Annotated in this window: 16 protein-coding genes; 5 read left to right on the top strand and 11 right to left on the bottom strand. The window is 40.0% G+C overall.

Features of this window, described 5'->3' with window-relative positions; genetic code table 11:
- The first annotated feature begins 124 nt into the window (after window positions 1-124).
- Window positions 125-703 (top strand): pantetheine-phosphate adenylyltransferase, encoded by a 579-nt coding sequence (coaD, locus tag NSMS1_RS27190; protein ID WP_224087751.1) that lies wholly within the window; start codon window positions 125-127, stop codon window positions 701-703.
- Window positions 586-1,278, top strand: a complete 693-nt coding sequence (locus NSMS1_RS27185; RefSeq protein WP_224087750.1) for a DivIVA domain-containing protein — start codon at window positions 586-588, stop codon at window positions 1,276-1,278. Before coaD ends, NSMS1_RS27185 begins: the two co-directional genes overlap by 118 nt.
- 198 nt (window positions 1,279-1,476) lie before the next feature.
- Here the strand turns inward: NSMS1_RS27185 and NSMS1_RS27180 are convergent, their stop codons facing one another.
- Entirely contained in the window at window positions 1,477-2,451 is a 975-nt protein-coding gene (locus tag NSMS1_RS27180) for an aldo/keto reductase (RefSeq protein WP_224087749.1), read from the bottom strand.
- 199 nt (window positions 2,452-2,650) lie between these two features.
- Between NSMS1_RS27180 and NSMS1_RS27175 the strand changes: the two genes are divergently transcribed.
- On the top strand, window positions 2,651-2,845 hold the full coding sequence (locus tag NSMS1_RS27175; protein WP_224087748.1) for a hypothetical protein: 195 nt from the start codon (window positions 2,651-2,653) through the stop codon (window positions 2,843-2,845).
- Between the two features lie 38 nt (window positions 2,846-2,883).
- Here the strand turns inward: NSMS1_RS27175 and aspS are convergent, their stop codons facing one another.
- Entirely contained in the window at window positions 2,884-4,671 is a 1,788-nt protein-coding gene (aspS, locus tag NSMS1_RS27170) for an aspartate--tRNA ligase (protein WP_224087747.1), read from the bottom strand.
- Window positions 4,672-4,886: 215 nt separating this feature from the next.
- Window positions 4,887-5,885 (bottom strand): sucrase ferredoxin, encoded by a 999-nt coding sequence (locus tag NSMS1_RS27165; RefSeq protein WP_224087746.1) that lies wholly within the window; start codon window positions 5,883-5,885, stop codon window positions 4,887-4,889.
- A gap of 1,039 nt (window positions 5,886-6,924) precedes the next feature.
- On the opposite strand from NSMS1_RS27165, the gene NSMS1_RS27160 reads away from it, so the two are divergent.
- Window positions 6,925-7,875, top strand: coding sequence for an ROK family protein (locus NSMS1_RS27160; protein ID WP_224087745.1), 951 nt, complete (start codon window positions 6,925-6,927; stop codon window positions 7,873-7,875).
- A gap of 16 nt (window positions 7,876-7,891) precedes the next feature.
- Here NSMS1_RS27160 and NSMS1_RS27155 read toward each other — a convergent pair whose 3' ends face one another.
- From NSMS1_RS27155 to NSMS1_RS27140, 4 genes are all read right to left on the bottom strand, one after another.
- Window positions 7,892-9,442, bottom strand: a complete 1,551-nt coding sequence (locus tag NSMS1_RS27155) for a hypothetical protein (RefSeq protein WP_224095368.1) — start codon at window positions 9,440-9,442, stop codon at window positions 7,892-7,894.
- 490 nt (window positions 9,443-9,932) lie between these two features.
- The gene (locus NSMS1_RS27150; RefSeq protein WP_224095367.1) at window positions 9,933-11,420 is read right to left on the bottom strand and encodes an Ig-like domain-containing protein; all 1,488 of its coding nucleotides are present in this window, start codon (window positions 11,418-11,420) and stop codon (window positions 9,933-9,935) included.
- Window positions 11,421-11,484: 64 nt separating this feature from the next.
- The gene (locus NSMS1_RS27145; protein WP_224087744.1) at window positions 11,485-12,243 is read right to left on the bottom strand and encodes a TIGR03943 family putative permease subunit; all 759 of its coding nucleotides are present in this window, start codon (window positions 12,241-12,243) and stop codon (window positions 11,485-11,487) included.
- Between the two features lie 79 nt (window positions 12,244-12,322).
- Window positions 12,323-13,372, bottom strand: coding sequence for a permease (locus tag NSMS1_RS27140; RefSeq protein WP_224087743.1), 1,050 nt, complete (start codon window positions 13,370-13,372; stop codon window positions 12,323-12,325).
- Between the two features lie 738 nt (window positions 13,373-14,110).
- Between NSMS1_RS27140 and NSMS1_RS27135 the strand changes: the two genes are divergently transcribed.
- A complete protein-coding gene (locus tag NSMS1_RS27135) occupies window positions 14,111-15,463 on the top strand; it encodes a sensor histidine kinase (RefSeq protein ID WP_224087742.1) in 1,353 nt (450 codons plus the stop codon).
- 407 nt (window positions 15,464-15,870) lie between these two features.
- Here the strand turns inward: NSMS1_RS27135 and NSMS1_RS27130 are convergent, their stop codons facing one another.
- The 4 genes from NSMS1_RS27130 to NSMS1_RS27115 form a co-directional block, all read right to left on the bottom strand.
- Window positions 15,871-17,142: a glycosyltransferase family 4 protein gene (locus NSMS1_RS27130; RefSeq protein ID WP_224087741.1), complete on the bottom strand. Its 1,272-nt coding sequence runs from the start codon at window positions 17,140-17,142 to the stop codon at window positions 15,871-15,873.
- A gap of 790 nt (window positions 17,143-17,932) precedes the next feature.
- On the bottom strand, window positions 17,933-18,964 hold the full coding sequence (gene hppD, locus NSMS1_RS27125) for a 4-hydroxyphenylpyruvate dioxygenase (RefSeq protein ID WP_224087740.1): 1,032 nt from the start codon (window positions 18,962-18,964) through the stop codon (window positions 17,933-17,935).
- Window positions 18,965-19,079: 115 nt separating this feature from the next.
- Complete coding sequence (locus tag NSMS1_RS27120; RefSeq protein WP_224087739.1) at window positions 19,080-19,784, bottom strand: SDR family oxidoreductase; 705 nt, start codon at window positions 19,782-19,784, stop codon at window positions 19,080-19,082.
- A gap of 290 nt (window positions 19,785-20,074) precedes the next feature.
- A complete protein-coding gene (locus tag NSMS1_RS27115) occupies window positions 20,075-20,266 on the bottom strand; it encodes a hypothetical protein (protein ID WP_224087738.1) in 192 nt (63 codons plus the stop codon).
- Between the last annotated feature and the right edge of the window lie 116 nt (window positions 20,267-20,382).

Raw genomic sequence — 20,382 nt, 5'->3', positions numbered from 1 at the left:
CATTAGTCATTGGTCTACAGTCCATAGTCAAAAGTAATTCTCCCCTGCTTCCTTGTCTCCCTCATCTCCCCCTACTCCCCATTCCCAGATATAATCACCTCAATAACTTTGATACATTAAAATTGTGATTGCCATTTATCCTGGTAGCTTTGACCCAATAACACTAGGACACCTCGATATTATTCAGCGTGGTAGTCGTTTGTTTGAAAAAGTGATTGTTGCTGTATTACGAAATCCTAATAAAGTACCATTATTTAGCGTACAGGAACGCTTAGAACAGATCCGCATTGCGACTCAGCATTTACCTAATGTGGAAGCAGATGGTTTTGATGGGCTAACTGTCAATTATGCTCAACAGCGACAAGCACAGGTCTTATTACGGGGTTTACGGGCGATTTCTGATTTTGAGGTTGAGTTACAAATGGCTCATACCAATAAAACACTTTCTACTCAAATTGAGACAGTTTTTTTAGCAACATCAAATGAGTATAGTTTTTTAAGTAGTAGTGTGGTAAAAGAGATCGCAAGATTTGGTGGTTCAGTCGATCATCTTGTCCCTCCACACGTAGCTTTAGATATACACAAATGTTACAGTCACCACTATCAAACAACGAATCTAATTACAATGGAAACGGCTACGCTCCCTCTCCAGAGTATGATAACGGAGGCCCCCCAGGAGAGCCTCCAAGACCAGGAAGTGTAGATATTCAGCAGGAACTTGACCGCTTAGAAGAAATCATTTTATCGAGCTTCCGTGTGCCTTTAACGGGACGGACTCTTGTAGATGAAGAAAAGTTATTAGAACAGCTAGATTTTATTAGAGTTGCTTTACCAAATGTTTTTCAGGAAGCAGCTGTTGTCTTACAACAGAAGCAGGAAATTTTGCTGGAAGCTGAAGAATATGGTCAGCAGCTAGTTGATGCGGCGCAAGCTAAAAGAGCGCAAATTCTCGCAGAAAGTGATATTGTCAGACAGGCAAAGCAAGAGGCTGACCAATTACGCCGACAGGTACAGCAAGAGTGTGAGGAAATGATGCAGGAAACCCTCACGGAAATTGACCGCAAACGCCGTGCTTGTCAGCAAGAGTTAGAAGAAATGCGCCAAACTGCGATCGCCCAAGCTCAAGAAATTGAAGGTGGTGCTGATCAATACGCTGATCATGTTCTGGAGGGAATTGAACAAGACCTCAAAGATATGTTAAGAATTATTACAAATGGACGGCAACAATTGAAAAGCGATAGCCAAGCACAACGTAATTCTCACTCTAAAAAGAAATAAACGCTCTATCCTTCTTTTAAGAGTCAGACAATTTTGAATTTTAGATTTTGGATTTTAGATTAACTCCATAGATGAATCTAGGGGCTATGGTTATATTTCAGTTACTCAGGTAGCGCCAAGACTAACAACTCTAGCATCAATGATTAGTACAGGTTTAACAAGAGCCGATTTTTTGCTGCTTCGGCTCTTATTATGTGTTTATGAAACTAAAGCGTTGGCGGAACTTGCTTGATTGAGAATGTTAATAGCATCTTGATCTAGCTGAAGATTGACAGCTTTGATGACATCGTTGAGTTGCTCAATGGTAGTTGCACTAACGATAGGAGCAGTAATAGTGGGATTAGCGATGAGCCACGCGAGAGAAATTTGCGTCGGTGTAGAATTATAAGTCTTGGCAACTTGATCAAGTGCTTCAAGAATCCGCAAACCACGAGGCTCTAAATATCTTTTGACGGAATTACCACGCAGACTAATAGATAAATCTTTTTCAGAGCGATATTTACCAGAGAGAAAGCCACTCGCCAGAGCAGAATAATTAATTACGCCTATTCCTTGTTCTTGGCAGATTTGTTGTAAGTTCTGCTCATAATCATCTCTGTCGTACAAATTATAACGGGGTTGGAGGCTTTCATAACGAGGATAACCATATTGGCGGCTGATTTCTAACGCCTGTAGCAAACGAGATCCGTTGTAGTTGGAAGCACCAATAGCACGTACTTTTCCTTGGCGAATCAATTCGCTATAAGTTTCTAGAGTTTCTTCTAATGGGGTAGTTTCATCGTCGATGTGGGATTGATATAGGTCGATATAATCTGTCTGTAACCGTTGCAAAGAGTCTTCAACAGCTTGGAAAATGTGCTGGCGAGAAAGTCCTTTGCCTTTAACCCCCATATCGCTACCAACCTTAGTTGCAATGACTACTTGGTGACGATTTTGGCGTAGTTTGAGCCATTTTCCTAAAATTATCTCAGATTCTCCACCTTGATTTCCGGGAACCCACTTAGAATAGACATCGGCTGTGTCAATGAAATTACCGCCAGCTTCTACAAAGTGATCCAAAATTTCAAATGAAGTCTTTTCATCAATTGTCCAACCAAACACGTTACCACCAAAACATATTGGTGATACTTCTAGTCCTGAATGTCCAAGTTTACGTCTTTGTTTAATTACCATAATTCTCCTAACTCTGGTCGTGCTGAACAGAAAATTTAATAGGGTTTGTAAACTACGATAAGTTTATCGACAAATCGGTTTTTATAAACAAGCACAGGCTATTAGATAAAATTGTTGAAAATCAAGACTTATGGTCTGCTGTTAAGGATATCCGCAGATTTAATTAGACCTATTCTACCTATCTGTAGAAATTTGGTGCGTGAAAATACCCATAAATAAAAAATTTCTGCTGTTTGACGTTGATAGTTTCGCAGCAGAAGCATTTTATCAGTATGGAGGAGTACACGCTGGTAATGATGTGATTACACTTGCCTATAGTGTTGGTCAAGCAATAAGCTCAACTTACTATAGGCGATCGCTAATTTATCAGTACTTATGTACTAATATAGCGTAACTCCTGTAAAGTAGTGGTAACGAGAATTATGGGAAATCCTAAGACTTTGGTTTGTAAGTCGATGCAACGTGTAATTCCTTCATTTGCTTGACATCTACACTAGAAGGTGCATCTGTCAACAAACAGCGTGCTTGTTGTGTCTTCGGAAAAGCGATGACATCACGAATTGATTCTTCGCCAGCTAGTAGCATCACCAACCGATCTAAACCGTATGCAATACCACCATGAGGCGGTGTACCATACTCAAAAGCTTCTAGGAGGAAACCAAATTTATTTTGTGCTTCTTCTGGAGACAAACCGATGTTTTCAAACACTTGTTCTTGAACATCGCGTTGATATATCCGCCGACTACCGCCACCGACTTCAAAGCCATTAAATACTAAATCATAAGCTTGAGCGCGAGCTGTTTTTAAGTCGTGTAAATCATCGGGGTGGGGTGCGGTGAATGGGTGATGGAGTGCTTCTAGACGCTTTTCGTCTGCATTCCACTCAAACATGGGGAAATCTACAACCCACAGTAAGTTAATTTTCTCTGGATCAATTAAACCAAATTCTTTGGCGATCGCCTGTCGCAATCTATCCAAAGTTTTATTTACTGTCGCCGCATCACCAGCACCAAACAACAGCAAATGTCCAGCTTTTGCACCTGTGCGCCGTAAGATTTCCTGTTTCTGTTCTTCGCTGAGGTTATCTTTAATTGCGCCGATGGTGTCAATTTCCCCATCTTCACGTACACGGATATAAGCTAAACCTTTTGCACCAGCTTCAGAGGCTTCCTTAAATAAATCTCCACCCGGCTTAATACGCACATTAGAAATTTGCTCGTTACCGTTAGGAATGGGGAGAATTTTGACAATACCACCATTGGCAACAGCATCCCGGAATACCTTAAAACCAGAATCCTTCAGCACATCAGAAATGTCAACTAGTTGTAAATCATAGCGGGTATCGGGTTTATCGCTACCGTAGCGTTCCATTGCTTCGGCGTAGGTAAGCCGGGGAAAGGGAAGGGGTAACTCAACACCTTTGACAGTTTTGAAGATATAACTAACTAACTTTTCATTGAGTTGGATAATTTCTTCCTGGGACATGAAACTCATTTCCATGTCCAATTGCGTAAATTCTGGCTGTCTGTCGGCGCGTAAGTCCTCATCGCGGAAGCATCGGGCGATTTGATAATATCTATCCATCCCAGCTACCATGAGAATCTGCTTAAATAGCTGTGGTGATTGAGGTAAAGCAAACCATTCACCTGGGTTAACACGGCTGGGAAGAACATAATCCCGTGCGCCTTCTGGGGTGGAACGGGTGAGGACTGGGGTTTCAATTTCGATAAAACCTTCTACGTCTTCTAGATAGCGCCGCATCGCTTTCACAACTTGATGACGTAGTTGTATGTTACGTGCCATGCGATCGCGCCGCAAGTCCAAGTAACGATACTTCAGCCGCAAATCTTCGCGCACTGACTCGCTATCGGCGGTGGAAACTTGGAAAGGTAACTGTTTCCGCACGCCATTTAGCAGCACGATTTGATCAGCGTAGATTTCCACCTCGCCTGTAGGGATGCGGGTATTGAGTGATTCATCAGGACGTTGTGTTACCCTACCTGTAATCTCCACAACGTATTCATTACGCAGAGAGTTTGCCAGTTCGTAGGAATCTGGGGTGCGTTGCGGATCGCTGACAATTTGGACAATTCCAGAGCGATCGCGTAAATCCAAGAATATCACGCCCCCATGATCGCGGCGACGGTCTACCCAGCCATATAAGGTAACAGTTTCTCCAATATTCTCTTGTCGGAGTTCGCCGCAATAGTGAGTTCGCATAGTTATTTATCTGTTCTTCCGGGCTAGATTGGCTAGTTTATGTCAAAGCTTTCCCATTATCTAGCATCAATCGTATCTAATTGAAGGACAGTTGGCATAATATCTTAGCAGAAGGCAGGAGGTAGCAGGTGGGGGAGATGAGGGAGATGAGGAAGATGAGGAAGATGAGAGAGAAATTCCTACTCATAACTCAGCACTACTACTCTTATTTTTATTCACTTCCCTGATACACTTGCCGAATGTAGGTTAAAATTCAATAAATTATCAGTCAGCAACCAAAGGTTAGCAACAGAATATTTGACAACTTTAGAAGTTTGATTAGCATTGCAAGAACTCTTTACTTCAATACTTCTGGTATGGTCTTTAATCAACTCTGCTTGATAGGTATACTGACTAGAACCTTGTTCAAAAGTGAGTTGACCCAAGATAGTATTGTTGTCTAAGCTTTGCTCTATAATTTTGCCTGCAACTTTATAATTAAACCAGTTCCAGCCGTGGCTTAACATTAAATCTCTTTCCAAAACCTGTATAGTCGGAGGCAAAATTCCCCAACCTCTGTAAACTTTTTTCAAGTTTTGGATATCTCCAGTACGTGTCAAAATAGACTGGAAAACATCTTGATCCAAAAGCCCATAGTATCTACCCTCTGGTAAATCTATAGCTGTCGGTGCAAACCGATGTCCTCCAATGTGAGTCGATTGCCAAATTCTGACGTTTTCCAAACCTAACTGAGAAGTATTAGCATTAGCATGGAAATAAAAAGAATTACCGTATCTAGCACAGCATTTATCATAGCTGCCATGAGTACAAACTAATATATCTCTAGTTATATTTGTATCTATCTCAGAATTTGGTCTTTCGCCTTGTAACCATTTTTTAGCAACATCAGCTACTTGTTCAATCTGAGATAGTTTAAATTCATGCTTAATATACCCATGACTTAAACCCTCTTGTTTTTGATAAATCAAAAGAGTTGTGTAGTCTGCTTTATGGGTAAAGTCATTAGCGATTAAAAGAAATCTTACTGGTAATTTTGCTTTAGATACTTCTTCTACCAAAACCTGTAAATTACTAGGAACCCATCGAGAACTAAAAGCATTTGCTAACCAAGGTTGGGGACATTCAATAAGAACATACGTTTGGTAATCTGTTGCACTACCAATAATATCTTCTCCTATTTGTCGTGTATTGTCTGAACAAAAGAAATTACTCATTGATTTATATTAATTAAGTTTTTTTATCAACGAAGTGATACAAAACACAATTGTGTTCTGGAAAACAAATTTCCCAGTGGACAAAGTTAAAAACAATTATTTAATGTGCCTGGATCAGCCCAAGTAGCAACTTTATAACATTATTTTTTATCAGCGTCCTCCCTATTAAGAATAATTCTATTTAAGATATCAATAATTTTTTGCTCGTATCCGGCTAATAATTTTGAATGTCAAACTTGTCATAGGTGTAAAAGTAGCAGTAGAAAGTTAAATATTTAATTAAATTAACAGATATGGCAATGGCAATTACAGTATTTATTACTAGAGATATGATGTTATAAACCTTGAGAGGTAAATTTTTTAGGGAAAATTACTTAATAAATAGTTAGACTTTTGTTATTCAATAATTCTTAAGATAGTTGACGTAACTTAATATTTAGAGGAATTATAAATTTTCATTTTTACCATATGAATATAAAACATAATTATTCTTCCACTGTGCTTTAAACAAGCTCAATTAAAAGCCCAAAATACCTAATGAGAAATATTCTCAATAAATTATGAAGAAATATACTATATTTACGAGAGCTTATATCAACAGTCTTTACTATATGCCTAAAAGTAAAATGTCATTAACAGATTACTGAACAAATTTTGTCTTTGAGCTGGTCTATTTCAAATTGGAATTTTTATACAGCTTGGACAAATGATGTTATGGTTGTTTTTCTCAGCTTTCAACAGTCAAAAGCGTTTTTGAACGTTTATTACCAATCTAACTGAAAGTAAGTACAAATGCAAGTTTTTATTATTATTCATGAGGCTGCATAAATTTACAAAATGCCAAAACCATTTCAGGGTAAGCTTTCATAGCTATATAATTTTTCATTAACAGATGTTTCTCCCATAGAAGACATCAATCCAAATAATAAATATTCTCAATATGTAATCATAAAAATACTCGCGCTAATTTTAATCATAGACAAAATGTGGATAGTTATATTTTAGACTTGACCTGGTATTTCTTTGTGAGTAGACAACTATGGCATTAATCTTGGCACTGGATTTTGGGGGAACGAAGTTAGCCGCAGCATTAGTAAAGTCTGGTTGTAGAGAATGGCTACGTTATGAAAGCCGACTTTCCCCAAGCAATGCAGATGCTAATACAGACTTAGAAATAATGCGATCGCTCATTGCTTCCCTACTCCAAGGTACAACACCCACAGCCATCGGTGTCAGCTTTGGTGGCCCTGTAGACGCAACCACAGGGACAGTCAGACTATCTCATCACGTTTCTGGATGGGAAAATCTTCCTTTAAAAAACTTACTAGAACGAGAGTTTGGTGTACATACCAGTGTAGATAATGATGCCAACATTGCTGCTTTGGGCGAATATCGGTTTGGGGCAGGGCAAGGATACGATAGCCTGTTTTACATTACCATCAGCACAGGTGTAGGCGGTGGTTGGATACTCAACGGTAAACCTTGGCAAGGTGCAGGTGGGATGGCTGGTGAAATCGGACATATGGTTGTAGATCCTGCTGGGCCTGTATGTTTGTGTGGTAAGCGTGGATGTGTAGAACGTTTGGCATCAGGCCCGTACATGGCACAAAATGCCAAGAATATATTACAAAGTCAACAAGAAAGCGGAAATATACTGAGAAGATTAGTAGAAAATGACCTCAATTTGCTCACAGGTCAAATAATCAGCCAAGCAGCATCACAAGGAGATAGTATAGCTCAAGCCGTATTACAAAAATCCGCTTGGGCTTTGGGTGTAGGTATCGGTAACGCTGCCAACCTCATCAACCCGCAGCGTTTCATTTTAGGTGGTAGCGTCACCAAGGCTGGCGACACTTGGTGGAATATATTACAAAAAACAGCGAGGGAAACAGCATTACCAGAAGTATCATTGGAAATCATTCCCGCCGCATTAGGTGATGATGCACCATTATGGGGTGCAGTAGCCTTAGCCGAAATGCAATCAAACTAATTCAGAGAGTGAATATTTACTGACTATTAGGTTTAAAGTTAGGTAGTTCTACTGATGCTAAAGACTTACGCTTCTTCGCTTGTCTTTGGGGATAAACTACTGGTGAAGGTGATTGAGAATCGTTGGTAGAGTCATCAAATGAATCTGGGCTGAAGTTAGTTAATGGTAACTCTATCTCATCGAGTGGTAAGGCTGGCAATTGCTGCGGCTCTTGTGTTGGGGCAGTTTTTTCAGTTGGGGATACAGTAAAGGACAATGTAGAGTTCGTTGGCGCAGGACTTACTTCTACTATTACCTCTATTATCTTTTCTGGTGTCTGTTCGTCTACACTTTCAGCCACAGTTTCCCAGACAGTCACTTCAGGTTGTTGAGTTTCTACTACAGTTGTCTCTGGGGTTGCTGGTGCAGGTGATGAGGTTCCCTGTTGGGAGGCGAAAAACATTTGAATAAGACTGTCTATTTGCTGGTCTAATTCTGCGGAACCCATTGATGAAATTTCTTCTGGTGTGGGGGGAGTATCATCTACTTCTGGTTCTGGTTCCGGTTCCGGTTCCGGTGGCTGAGAAATTATGCGTATATCTTCCTTCTCTTTATCCTTAGCTGGCCAGTTCCACAAAGAAGGGGGATTAGGCATTGAATAATCGCTAGTAAAGGGACGCGGTGGAGAGGGTTCATCCCAAGCTTTTTCCTCCTCTTGCTGGGGAGACTCCGGTTCTGCTGACCAAGGCTTAATCGGCTCGGCGTTGGGAAATAAAGACCGGGCTTTTCTGGCAAATCTTGTTTTGTGAGGGACTGGGTTTTGTGCGTTGTTACCACTCCCTTCTGTAGACTCATAATTGGGAATTGATGTGTCTAGGCATTTTTCTAGAGCCGCTTTAAATTGCAAAGTTTGGCGCTGTTGTCGCATCAAGCGAGTACGCAGTTCTCGGCAAGCGTTTTCTGATTGGATGACTTGTTGAGATTGTTCGCTGTAGTTGGTTTGCAATAAAGAACATTCCCGTTCTAATTGGGCAATGCGCTGTTGACTAATTTGCAATTGGGCTTTATAACTATCAATCAGTATTTCTTGACGTTGAGTAGTTTGGACAGCAGTTTCTAACTGTTGAAACAAAGATTGGATTTGTTCTTGGGCTGCGGCTAATTCCTGAGCTTGTTGATTTAGCATCGACTCAGTGACACTAGAGCGTCTCTTTTGCCATTGCAATGCTTTTTCTGCCTCAGATAAATCATCCCGCAAATGTTCCACTTGCTGGTATAGTTCATTATTGGCAGCCCGCAATTCCTCGTTAAGTGCCAATAACTTCTGAAATTCCGCCTCCACTAGTGCTTGCTTCTCACCATCAGGCTCTACTACCCAATCTTGCTGTTGTACTTCTTCGGCAGAATCGGCACGGGTACTGTCCTGTTCATCTTCTGCTGGGTTGAGGAGTGGCGTGCCAGTGGTTGTGTTGTCAGAAGGCACAACTGTATAAAAAGGACAGTTTGTCTGTTCTGGTTGTAGTGAATTAGCAGAAGAATTAGGAGATTCCATCACAGCCCTATTAATTGAGGTGTCAGCTTCATTCATCACTCTTGAACCACCCACTTAAAAATTTCAGCGACGCTATAAATAGCGTTGCTTCATAACTGCTTAGGGATTCATCTATCAGCCAAGTTAGATTTTCCCGCAGCATGGGTAGTTAGTCATTGATGCAGTGTTCCCCATTTTGCATATATAACTGATTGTCGTTATAACATTATGAGCTTCCCCCCCGTCAACCTTAGTCCTGACGAGGGTTTCGAGTTCAAATGCTACAAATACGTAAGCCAAACTACAGATACCTAATCAAGGTATCTGCAGGCTCACCTATGATAAACAGTTATACGGTAGTAGCTCACTGATAGGAAGTCACATATTGGAGAAATACTGTCTCTGTATATAATTTATCAAATGCCTAGCTCAGAAAAGTTAAAAATTGAAAAGGTCGTTGGTTATTAGTCATTAGTCATTAGTCCATAGTCATTAGTCAAAAGGCTGGAGGCTTTTTCCCCTTCCCGACTCCCGACTCCCGACTCGTTTAAGGTAGCCAACGGGGATGAAACCCAATAAATGGCAGCTTGTCTGGTCTGATGGTACTGATGGCGGTGTCGGAGATTGGTAGTAGGGGCATTAACCACAAATTACTTGTGGCGATCGCTTCTCCATCATCGGTTTTTAATGTTTTAGTTGCAGATGGATTAGGATCGGTTTGGGGAACTACTTGGTCGAATAATAAGCCTAAGCCATCGGGTGACAAGCTCATCTGTACGTTTCTCTGTTCTATGGGTAACACCAGTAAGGGTTTCTGCTGACCAGTTTTTAGGTCAATTGCTACTAAGTAAGGCTGCTCTATATATTGTTCTTTTGATACAACTTGTGTCAGCAAACAATATAGGACGGGTAAAGCTGGATCAAATTGGCAGCTAAGAATTGAACCTGTTGTTTTTGACAAGGATTGTTGAGTACCTTGGTTTGTTACTAAAAACAACTCTTTTGTAAAATCTGTATTAAATCTTACCATTGCTGCTTTAGAGCCATCTTTAGAGAATGCCTGCACTAGCCCAAACTGAGGGAGAAAATCTAGGGGTTTGGTGGCATCGTTTTGTAGGGGTAGGATAGCTGCTCCTTGACCTTGGGCTACAGCTACAGCTTTACTATCAGGCGTAATCATAAAATCACCCCCTGGCTGGCTTTTTAGACGTTGTGGAGTGGGTCTCTCTCCTGAGTTGTTGGTTGGCATAAACCACAACCCAAAGTCACCAGGGTTATTTTTATTTCCCCTTTGAATGACGATAGTTTGTCCATCGGGTGATAAGTCAAATTTCAGGTTTTGATAATCTTTGTTATCTAAAATTAGGTCGATTTTCCCGGCTGGTTCGGTAGGTGTATCAGCTTTGAGCGGAATACCTGTGGTGACTGTATATAATTGGGCGGAAAGTAAGTCTTGATTATTAGCCGCACGAGCTGAGAATAGGATTTTTTCTCCATTAGGGAATGGTTCAAAATCCATGACTACTAGGTCTTTGGGCGTAAGTACCTTTTTCTGTTCGGAAGACAAGTTGTAAAGTACTAACTGCCCTTGTTCTTGTTGGTCGGCTCCAATGTAGAGAATAACGCGATCGCGTGTACGGAATTGACTAGTGAAGGGCTGAATTAGCCTTTTTGTTTTTTCTTGTTCGGCAAACCTATCTTTAGCCCCCTGCAACTGTACTTTGTAATTTGTGCCGTAAGGGGCTGGTGTCAGCAAAGTATAAACCATCCTGCGCCCCGCCCAACTGAATTTTCCAGCTAACGGTGGGTCAATTTTTAAGTTATCCTCTACGCTTTTAATGTCCATTGGACGGCTAAAAGTGACGGAAAAAGAAATATCATCTGCGCCAATTTGTTGATTTTGCCAAGAAAAATCACGCACGCGAGAGGCTACAACATCACCCTGTAATATGAGCAAGCCAATCAACAAACTCAAAATTAACATCAGCGCGATCGCTGTACGATCTAGGGGTTGGAGAAAAGGTTTAGTAGTCATTTTCATTGGTCATTGGTCATTGGTCATTGGTCATTGCTTTGGACTATGGACTAATGACTAATGACTAGTAACTATATGGATTTTCTGGTTGAGGAATCTTTTTTAATGAGGTGGCGGCGATAGTCACTTGACGTTTACCGCTTAAGGTTTCTGTGGTCATTTGTCCTTCCACTTCTAACCAAGTATCGGGTGTATAGCGTTCTTGATTAGCACCTAATTTGATTGGTAAACCTACAGGGTAAGCATCAGCCGCACAGCAGGTGAGGACGAATTTGGCCAGAAAGATATATTCTTTGGTTAGTTCTGGGGGATGGATGACAAACCCTTGCACCTTGACTTTTTGACCTGTATATGTGTCAGGTTCGGGATAAACATTAATGGTACGTACCCAATCTACCAGCGATCGCTCCTCTGGACGAACTGAGGCGCGGAAGGATTGGGGTTGTAGGCGAGAGGTGGTTAATAAATCGGTCACACCTCTTTGGAGGGCTTTATCACTAGCGAAGACTTGGGGTGTAATAATAAAACCTACAATCGCTGTGGTTAATAGCAAACTGCTACCCCAACCAGGGGCAAATAAAGTTATGTGCTGAGAGTTTGAGCTAATTGCTTGAGGACGTAAGCGCCACAGTTCTTGAGCCTTGGCAAAACTAATAATCAGCAGCACGATACCCGTGACTATCACTAACCAAAAATAATTAGGGTGAATCAACAAATTAAGTTTGTTAGTCAGCCAATACCTCAGCAATAATACTCCCCAAGCTGTAATTGCCAGGACATCAAGCCAAGAGAGAAGTTTACTAGGAGTTTGAGATTTAGTCATTTGTTATTAGTCATTAGTTATTGGTCATTAGTCAATAGTCCAAATATCTGTGGACTATTGACTGTGGACTGTGGACTAATTAGAGAACATGTAAGTTGAGGAAAAGGGTGAACAAGAATGTTAATAGCCCAGCTAGGGAAAATAAGTAGAAGATGGTTTTAGGTTTGAATACGGATAACATCAAACCGACACTTTTGATGTCAATCATCGGTCCAAAGACGAGAAAGGCTAACAGTGAACCACTGTTAAACGTGGCTGCAAATGACAGGGCGAAAAATGAATCGACAGTAGAGCAAATTGATACTACTACGGCTAACACTAGCATGACGAGAATTGAGGTAATTGGCCCTGATCCTAGACTGAGAATAAGTTCACGGGGTGCTAGGACTTGAATTGCTGCGGCGATCGCACTCCCAATAATCATGACTGCGCCTAACTCCCGCAATTCTTGAATGCTGTTATCTAGCAGGAGGCGCATTTTATCTCTAAAAGGTTTGCTGTTGCTGCTAGTATCACTCGCTGGGGTGAGGTTCGTATCTAGCCGGGTAGGCATACCACCTGCGCGACCGCCTAAAATGTATGTTCCCGAACGTAACATACTGGATGAACCTTTATCTTTTGCTGACGGTTTACCCCGGCGTTTTGCATCGGGCGCGGCTGGGGGATTAAACTTCAAGTAGCGAGCGATCGCAGGTTGGACTATTGGTTGCAAGTCTGTTTGCACGCTGAAAACACAACCAATAATTGTGGCAATTAACAGCGAAAATACTACACGTAAAACAACTATTTCTGGTTGCTCCCTAAATGCTGTCCATGTTGCCCAAATTACAATAGGGTTAATTGTTGGTGCTGCTAGTAAAAAACCAATTGCTACAGGTGTCGGTACTCCTTGCATCAGTAAACGCCGCGCTACTGGTACATTACCGCATTCACACACAGGCAACAAAAACCCGACCATACTGCCAACTAAAGCACCTAAGACAGGGTTTTTGGGCATTCTTTCTACTAAATTGCGCTCATCCACAAAAAATAGCAGCGTACTAGAGAATAGAACCCCTAACAGCAAAAAGGGCATCGCCTCGACTAGCAGACTCAGAAATATTGTGAAACCATTGTTCAGTTGATTCATGGGCCTCTTAGTCAAAAGCGCTGTGGATTTTTTAGGTTATGCCTAGTCATTCTATCGAAGTGAATAGTATTAGTTGTCAGTTTTAGAATGTCTCAAGTCCTTGTTGGCTTGATTTACAAACATAATTTTGTAATTGACGGCTAACTACTGACAATTGATAAAATCTCCATCTCCTTGTGGGTAGGGGCTTTTAATAGTAATAAGCATTTTGAACATTGTTTTATTGTAGAAATAGTTCCGATATTAGCAGACTGAGGATAAAGTTACCTAACTTTTCATTAAATAAAATTTATACCTACTGTCAATTAGCTCTTGACAGTAATAACTTCCGGGCATTTTATTAAGTATTCATACTTTTTAAATAATTGGGGATCACCATCATTCTGTTTAGTAAGAGCTACATTCTTGAGCCAGTAAAGCCTTGAAGCTTTCGCTGAATATTAATATTCAGGCTAATTTTCCTCGTTGTTAACCTACAGCCGAATTTTTGTTCTCCCGTATAATTGTATTTTTACTTTAGGTTGAATTTTTACTATAAAAGCCTTTAACTTGCAAGTCCAATTCGCCATATTTTACTTCTAAATCTTCAGTACTATCACAGCCGCCTCAAAGTAAGCTCAGTATTATCTCTGAGAAAAAAATTGTGTTAACTTTACTAAATCCAGTGTCAGTAAGAAACTCAAAGGATAAAATATTAGGTTATTTAATAAACGTTCCTTGTATATATCAGGGTAGCCAGTGTCACAAGAATTTTGTTCTCTGATCTCACCACCTGTTTTATCTGCTGGTAGCGATCGCGATTTACGCTTAGATTCCACTATCCAAGAACTACCAATGTACACCTTTGGGGTGGAAGTTAGCGTTACTGGGGCAGAAGTAGGGAAATATTTTGATAAGTACCCCTTGTTACCGGGAGTAATCTTGTTAGAACAGGGACAATTTATCGGGATGATTTCACGGCGACGACTAGTAGAATTTTTGATGCGTCCCTACGGACAAGAGTTGTTTTTTAAGGAACCATTAGATGTTCTCTACAGTTATGCTCGTTTGGCTATTCTAGTGCTGGCAGATACTACGCCCATCTTAGCAGCCATGCAACATACACTGAGGCGATCGCCAGAATTTTTAGCAGAACCCATAGTTGTCCATACAGCAGATAATTCCTACAAATTATTAGATCCCCATGAATTAAATGTTGCAGCTTGGCAAATTCGCGGTGTAGAAACTCAAGTACGCTACGAACGCAGCCAAGCCCAAATGATTCAAAACGATAAGATGGCGAGACTAGGAAGATTAGTAGATGGAGTAGCACACGAAATTTTAGACCCCGTAGGTTTTATTTGGGGTAACTTATCTCATATTGCTAACTATAGCCAAGATTTACTTAAGTTAATAGCTGCTTATGATGATTGTTTACCCCAAGGCTGTACAGAAATTAAAGATATTAAAGATGAGATTGAATTTGATTATTTACAAGAAGATTTATCTAAAGCAATAACTAGCGCCCGTTCGGGAGCAGAAAGACTCAAAAAGCTTGTTACTAGCTTGCAAAACTTCTGTCATATTGATGCAGTTTATCCTAAACCAATGGATTTACATGCTGCAATAGATAGTATTGTTATTTTAATTAAAAGCCGTTTAAAAGGAGAAATCACTATTATTAAAAACTATGGTAAAATCCCTCCAGTTTCTTGCTTTATTGGTCAATTGAATCAAGTATTGATGAACCTCTTAAGCCAAGCTGTAGATAGTTTATTAGATGAATCTGTGCGTCAATTGCAACCAGATTTTCATAAAAATCCTAAACATCCAACAATAGAAATTACCACAGCAGTTATCTCTCAAAGCGCAACTCAACCTAACCAGGATTCGCGCTGGGTTTCTATTTGTGTGGCAGATAATGGCCCAGGTATGCCTGATGAATTACAAAAACAAATACTAGAAAACTTTTCGATAGAAAAAAGAACAGAAACAGAAACAAGTCTAGCAGTTAGTTATCGTATTATCACTGCAAGACACGGTGGTAAGTTAAATTTTTCATCTCAACTAGGCGTTGGCACAAAATTTGAAATCCTATTACCTTTGCTTTAAAGAATGTTTGAAAAGTAGGGTGGGCAGTGCAGCGCCACCCACTTGTGGAAATGCTACAAATTGTTTGACTTGGTTTAAATAGAAATAATTGAATCCTGGTAGTGATTTTCATGAAAAGTGCTGAAGATTGTCATAATTTCACTTAAACATAGGCTTTTGTTCCTCTTGCGTTTGGTTGCTTCATGATTCAATAGCTTTCTGTGCCATTGCTCTTCAAATATTTGACAAAAATCATCTACATGCCAGAACAAAACTTTTAAAATATACATAGGACAGGTTACTAGATTTTTCGTTACTTTTGGGCTTACTACCTGTCCCTTTTCTTATCCCGAACTCAGGTTAATTACGTAGGTTGAAATACTACCCATTCCCTATCAATTTCAGTGATAAATTGGCAGCCCAAACTTTTATTTACTGCTCAATGCTGGTTCCTTAACTTCTTCCTGGATCAACAATTGAGTGTATATTTCATCGAGTTGTACTGCTACTCCATCCCAGCTAAATTTATCGGTAGTGTGTCTCCTTGCAGCTACACCTAGTTCATCTCGCCATGCGGGATTGAGCAAAATTCGATCAATTGCTGTTTTGAAAGCAGCCACATCTTTTGGTGGTACTAATAAACCTGTTTTTTCAGAGATGACTGTATATTGAAGTCCACCAACATCACTGGCGACTACAGGTGTACCACTGGACATCGATTCTATCGCCACAAGTCCAAATGGTTCATAATGACTAGGAACAACGCAAACATCAGCCGCAGCATAGTAGGAAGGGAGGATATCTTGATTCAGCTGACCAGGGAAACTAACGATATCAGTCATGCCTAATTCTTGCACAATGCCTTCAATGCGATCGCGCTCTCTACCATCGCTATTACCAGGGGTACTACCACCACCAATAATAAGCTTGAGTTTGCCAGAGTTACGTAATTGGGACTCATTGACTGCACGGACTATAGTTTCTATACCTTTGCGGGGGTCGAAACGTCCTACATATAAAACAACTTTGGCATTTTGGTCAATGCCTAATTCGGCTCTAGCTGCTTGTCTGGCTATGGAACCGAAGCGTTGAATATCAGTACCACAAGGAACTATATCAATGTAACCTTTAGTGGAAACCAGCGATCGCATATGTTGCTGTTCTTGCGGACTGGTAGCAACAATTCTCTCTGCTGTTTCTAGTACTTGTTTTTCTACAGCTAAACGCTTAGTTGCAACTAGCGGAATGGTATCTATAGCCTTGTACTTAACTGCTCCTAATGAGTGGTATGTATGAACTTGCTTACTTCCTTGGATTTCTTTTAATTGCATTCCCACCCAGCTAGAAAGCCAGTAGTTTGTATGCACTATTGGGTAGGTGAAGTTGTTTTCCTTTTGGAAACGTAGTAATTGTTTGACAAATTCCGGTAAATATTTAAAGCCGTTATCTCTGGGGATAAACTCCTCTGGCCCAGCTGTTAACCTAATTGTGCGACAAAGCGGGCTGTGGTGAACAATTAACTCTTGTTCAGGACTCACTCTGCGGCTAAACATATCCACTTGCCATCCCAATTGAGCTAATGCTTTGCCTACTTCACGCACGTAAACATTTTGTCCTCCAGCTTCCTCCTTACCAATTTCAATTGCTGGGTCTCCGTGAACTGAAATTAAAGCTATGCGTTTTTCAGTGTGAGAGTTCATAGTTTGTTTGTGTGTATTGCTGATGTATGTAAAATCGCGGTCTGTTAAAGGTGTGTTGACACCACTATTGCGCTAATTATGTAGGATCATTGAGTAATCTTTATTTTAATTTAACTATGTCAAAATTTTATATATATTTACTGCGGAAATTATATATTTTTGTTCATTTTCTACATTTAATCTCTTTATATGTAAGTGTTCATACATATATTTAATGCTTGTGATAGATGAACTTCTATTGGGTTAATGGTGAATATGCAGATATACTTTTTTGATAGCTACAAATTAATAAGTTAATTACACCAATATCTAGGGATATTGGTTCAGCAAATATACGTTATTTTTCTATTATTTAATTAGTAACTGACCGTATTTTTACTTAAATATTTTTCTATGCGCTAAATGTTTCGATTTGATGTTAGAATGCTTTTTCTGAGGTTCAATAATTATTACTTAATTTTTCTCATAAAACTAAATCACTATTAGTAATTAAGAGTAGAGTGACCAATATTACTAATAACTAAAAAACTTTTTTGTAACTTATAATACAGTTTTTTGTGAAAAGCTTAGATAAACAGAGGTAACTGTTAACTGTTAACCAATAGTTAATCAAGTTTCTGCCAGTAATATCAAATTTATCAACAAGTAGAGGATACGTTTACCAATGGGCGCATCATCTAGTACCCACAACAGTTAATGAGGGATGAGGGGGATGAAGGAGATGAGGAAGCAGGGGAGCAGGGGAGAAAAAACTAATGACTAATGACTAATGACTAATGACTAATGACTACTAAATAGTTCCCCGCTTCATTTGTTCGCTTTCGATGGCTTCAAATAGGGCGCGAAAATTGCCTTCGCCAAAACCTTGGGCTTGAGAACGACGTTCGATAAATTCTAGGAAAAAGGTTGGTTGCGCAAAGATGGGCTGGGTGAAGATTTGTAGTAATACAGCTTTTTGATGATCTTTTTGCCAGTCTACTAGAATTTCTTGTTGAGCGATCGCATCTATTTCTGTAGATGATAGCGGAAGGGTTAGACGCTGTTTGAGTTGTGAGTAATATGTTGGTGGGACTGAAAGCAATGGTAAACCACGGTGGCGGAATTGAGCGATCGCACTCACAATATTTTGTGTTTGCAGCGCAATATGTTGGATACCAGGCCCCTTATTAAAGTCTAGAAACTCTTGAATTTGGGAATTATTTGATGCTGGCTCATTAATTGGTAATTGTACACTGCCGTCGCGGGAAACCATGACTTGACTGTACAGCGCCGAGCGATCAGTTTGAATTTTAAATGACTGTCGGGGTTGTAAGTCGAGAATATTTTCATACCAAGCCACGGCACGTTTTAACTCACCTACTGCTACATTTAATACGATGTGGTCTATGGCGGTAATATAATTAGGTGACGAATTGATCTGGCTATCTGTACTTAATTTTTCAATTAATGTATGAGTTAATCCACCCCAAGCAGCGATTTTGCCACACTTACGGGTGATATTACCAATTTGGCGTTCTTTGATAGATTGTAATATTGTCGCACCTTGGGCTTGGGCATGAGCGATCGCATCTTCTACATCATCAACCGCAAATGCCACATCTGCCACACCAGGGGGATGTTGACGCAGAAATTCAGCTACGGGGCTAGTGGGTAATAATGGTGAAGACAGCAAAAAACAGACATCACCACTTTTCACTACCTCTGTACAGGTGTGTAAAGAACTGACATTACTACTTACTGCTGTAAAGCCAAGATAGTTGAGGAACCAGTTCCGCCACACCTTAGCATCTTCGACATAAAAATGAACGTGATCAATTTTCATAAATCTTGAAAATCCAGCACCACAGCTTATCTAACTGTAAATTTTGTCTTTTTAGCTAGATTTCCGCTTCCTGCCTAAGCAAGAATTATCTAAACACATAACAGCTACCTTAATGTTAGAAAAATAAATGAGTATCTGGCTGGATGTTAATTTCTAGTGGCACAGCTTGCGGTTCGGCAGACAGGGCAAAGAAAATTGCATTAGCCGCAGTTTCTGTACTCAGCATTTTTTTGCGGTCTACCTTCAAACTGACATTATCCCAAAATGGAGAATCTACTCCACCAAAATAAAATAAAGTAAATTTAATACCAAAACGCTTAAGTTCTTCAGCCAAGCACTTACTAAAACCCACAACACCAAACTTAGACGCAGAATAAGCAGAAGCCATAGGCATTGAATGCTTGCCTAAAATGCCAATTACATTACAAATATGTCCAGATTTGCGTTTCTGCATTTCCTCTGCTGCTGCTTGAGTAGTGTAGAAACAGCCTTTTAAGTTGACATCCAACATCTTGTCTAAATCGGCTGGTTCTACGCTGTTGTAAGGCTTAAGCACACCGACACCAGCAGCATTGACCAACACATCAATGTGACCAAACTCCGCCACAGTCTTCTGGATTAAAGTTTTCACCTGCTGCGCGTCAGTAATATCTGTAGGTATCGTTAAAACTTCCCCTGGTAAATCATTTGCCAACGCCTCTAAACGGCTGCTATCTCTCGCCGCTAGCACTAATTTTGCCCCAACAGCAGCTAATTTGTGAGCCAAGGCAGAACCAATACCACCACTCGCACCAACAATAACGACAACTTTGTTTTGCATTTTCTACTTTACATTTCTTCATACCCTCTAAGATAATACTCAATTCTGGGCGAAATAGTAGATGCGGGTTGAAGTGTTCAATATCCTTACACTCTCTACAGAAAATCTTGTTAAGTAAGTCTTGTAGTCTCTTTACCTTTGCAAAACTTAAAGATTACTAGAGTTATTACTCCAAAAAATATAGATGTATTACTGTATATTCACCTTCAATTTATCTAGATAGATAGCGCGTTAAAGCAAAAAATATGACTTTAAAAAGTAAAGTTTATTTGCAAGTAATTTCCAACTAATTAATTAGGTGTTAATTTAATAATTGAAGCTAAAGAAAAGGCTTCCCTGGCAGATGTAACAGCTAGTGTGTCAAACAAGAGAAAGAGGTAAAAACGCTGTTTAATTTCAGGTCTGTCTCGTTTACAACCGACAACACCCAACGCGAAAGTTGATATTTCCTCAAATATCTTAATTAGGGGGCGCTTTAACATATTTCTATTGCTGAATTGTGATAGTAAATGATGATTATATCCCCAAGTAGTATTAAACAAGAGAGGAAATCAAAACAACTAGTAGATGTTTGGGTGTTGTTGCGTTAATACAGAAT

Origin of the sequence: Nostoc sp. MS1 (genome assembly GCF_019976755.1) — a bacterium.
Taxonomy (GTDB): domain Bacteria; phylum Cyanobacteriota; class Cyanobacteriia; order Cyanobacteriales; family Nostocaceae; genus Trichormus.
This window is presented reverse-complemented; position numbering and strand designations above follow the sequence as displayed.

What these genes read in the sequence shown, in the direction of transcription:
- NSMS1_RS27185 (WP_224087750.1), top strand. Translation starts at nt 586, where the DNA reads ATGTTACAGTCACCACTATCAAACAACGAATCTAATTACAATGGAAAC.
- NSMS1_RS27180 (WP_224087749.1), bottom strand. Translation starts at nt 2,451, where the DNA reads ATGGTAATTAAACAAAGACGTAAACTTGGACATTCAGGACTAGAAGTA.
- aspS (WP_224087747.1), bottom strand. Translation starts at nt 4,671, where the DNA reads ATGCGAACTCACTATTGCGGCGAACTCCGACAAGAGAATATTGGAGAA.
- NSMS1_RS27165 (WP_224087746.1), bottom strand. Translation starts at nt 5,885, where the DNA reads ATGAGTAATTTCTTTTGTTCAGACAATACACGACAAATAGGAGAAGAT.
- NSMS1_RS27160 (WP_224087745.1), top strand. Translation starts at nt 6,925, where the DNA reads ATGGCATTAATCTTGGCACTGGATTTTGGGGGAACGAAGTTAGCCGCA.
- NSMS1_RS27155 (WP_224095368.1), bottom strand. Translation starts at nt 9,442, where the DNA reads ATGAATGAAGCTGACACCTCAATTAATAGGGCTGTGATGGAATCTCCT.
- NSMS1_RS27150 (WP_224095367.1), bottom strand. Translation starts at nt 11,420, where the DNA reads ATGACTACTAAACCTTTTCTCCAACCCCTAGATCGTACAGCGATCGCG.
- NSMS1_RS27145 (WP_224087744.1), bottom strand. Translation starts at nt 12,243, where the DNA reads ATGACTAAATCTCAAACTCCTAGTAAACTTCTCTCTTGGCTTGATGTC.
- NSMS1_RS27140 (WP_224087743.1), bottom strand. Translation starts at nt 13,372, where the DNA reads ATGAATCAACTGAACAATGGTTTCACAATATTTCTGAGTCTGCTAGTC.
- NSMS1_RS27130 (WP_224087741.1), bottom strand. Translation starts at nt 17,142, where the DNA reads ATGAACTCTCACACTGAAAAACGCATAGCTTTAATTTCAGTTCACGGA.
- hppD (WP_224087740.1), bottom strand. Translation starts at nt 18,964, where the DNA reads ATGAAAATTGATCACGTTCATTTTTATGTCGAAGATGCTAAGGTGTGG.
- NSMS1_RS27120 (WP_224087739.1), bottom strand. Translation starts at nt 19,784, where the DNA reads ATGCAAAACAAAGTTGTCGTTATTGTTGGTGCGAGTGGTGGTATTGGT.
- NSMS1_RS27115 (WP_224087738.1), bottom strand. Translation starts at nt 20,266, where the DNA reads ATGTTAAAGCGCCCCCTAATTAAGATATTTGAGGAAATATCAACTTTC.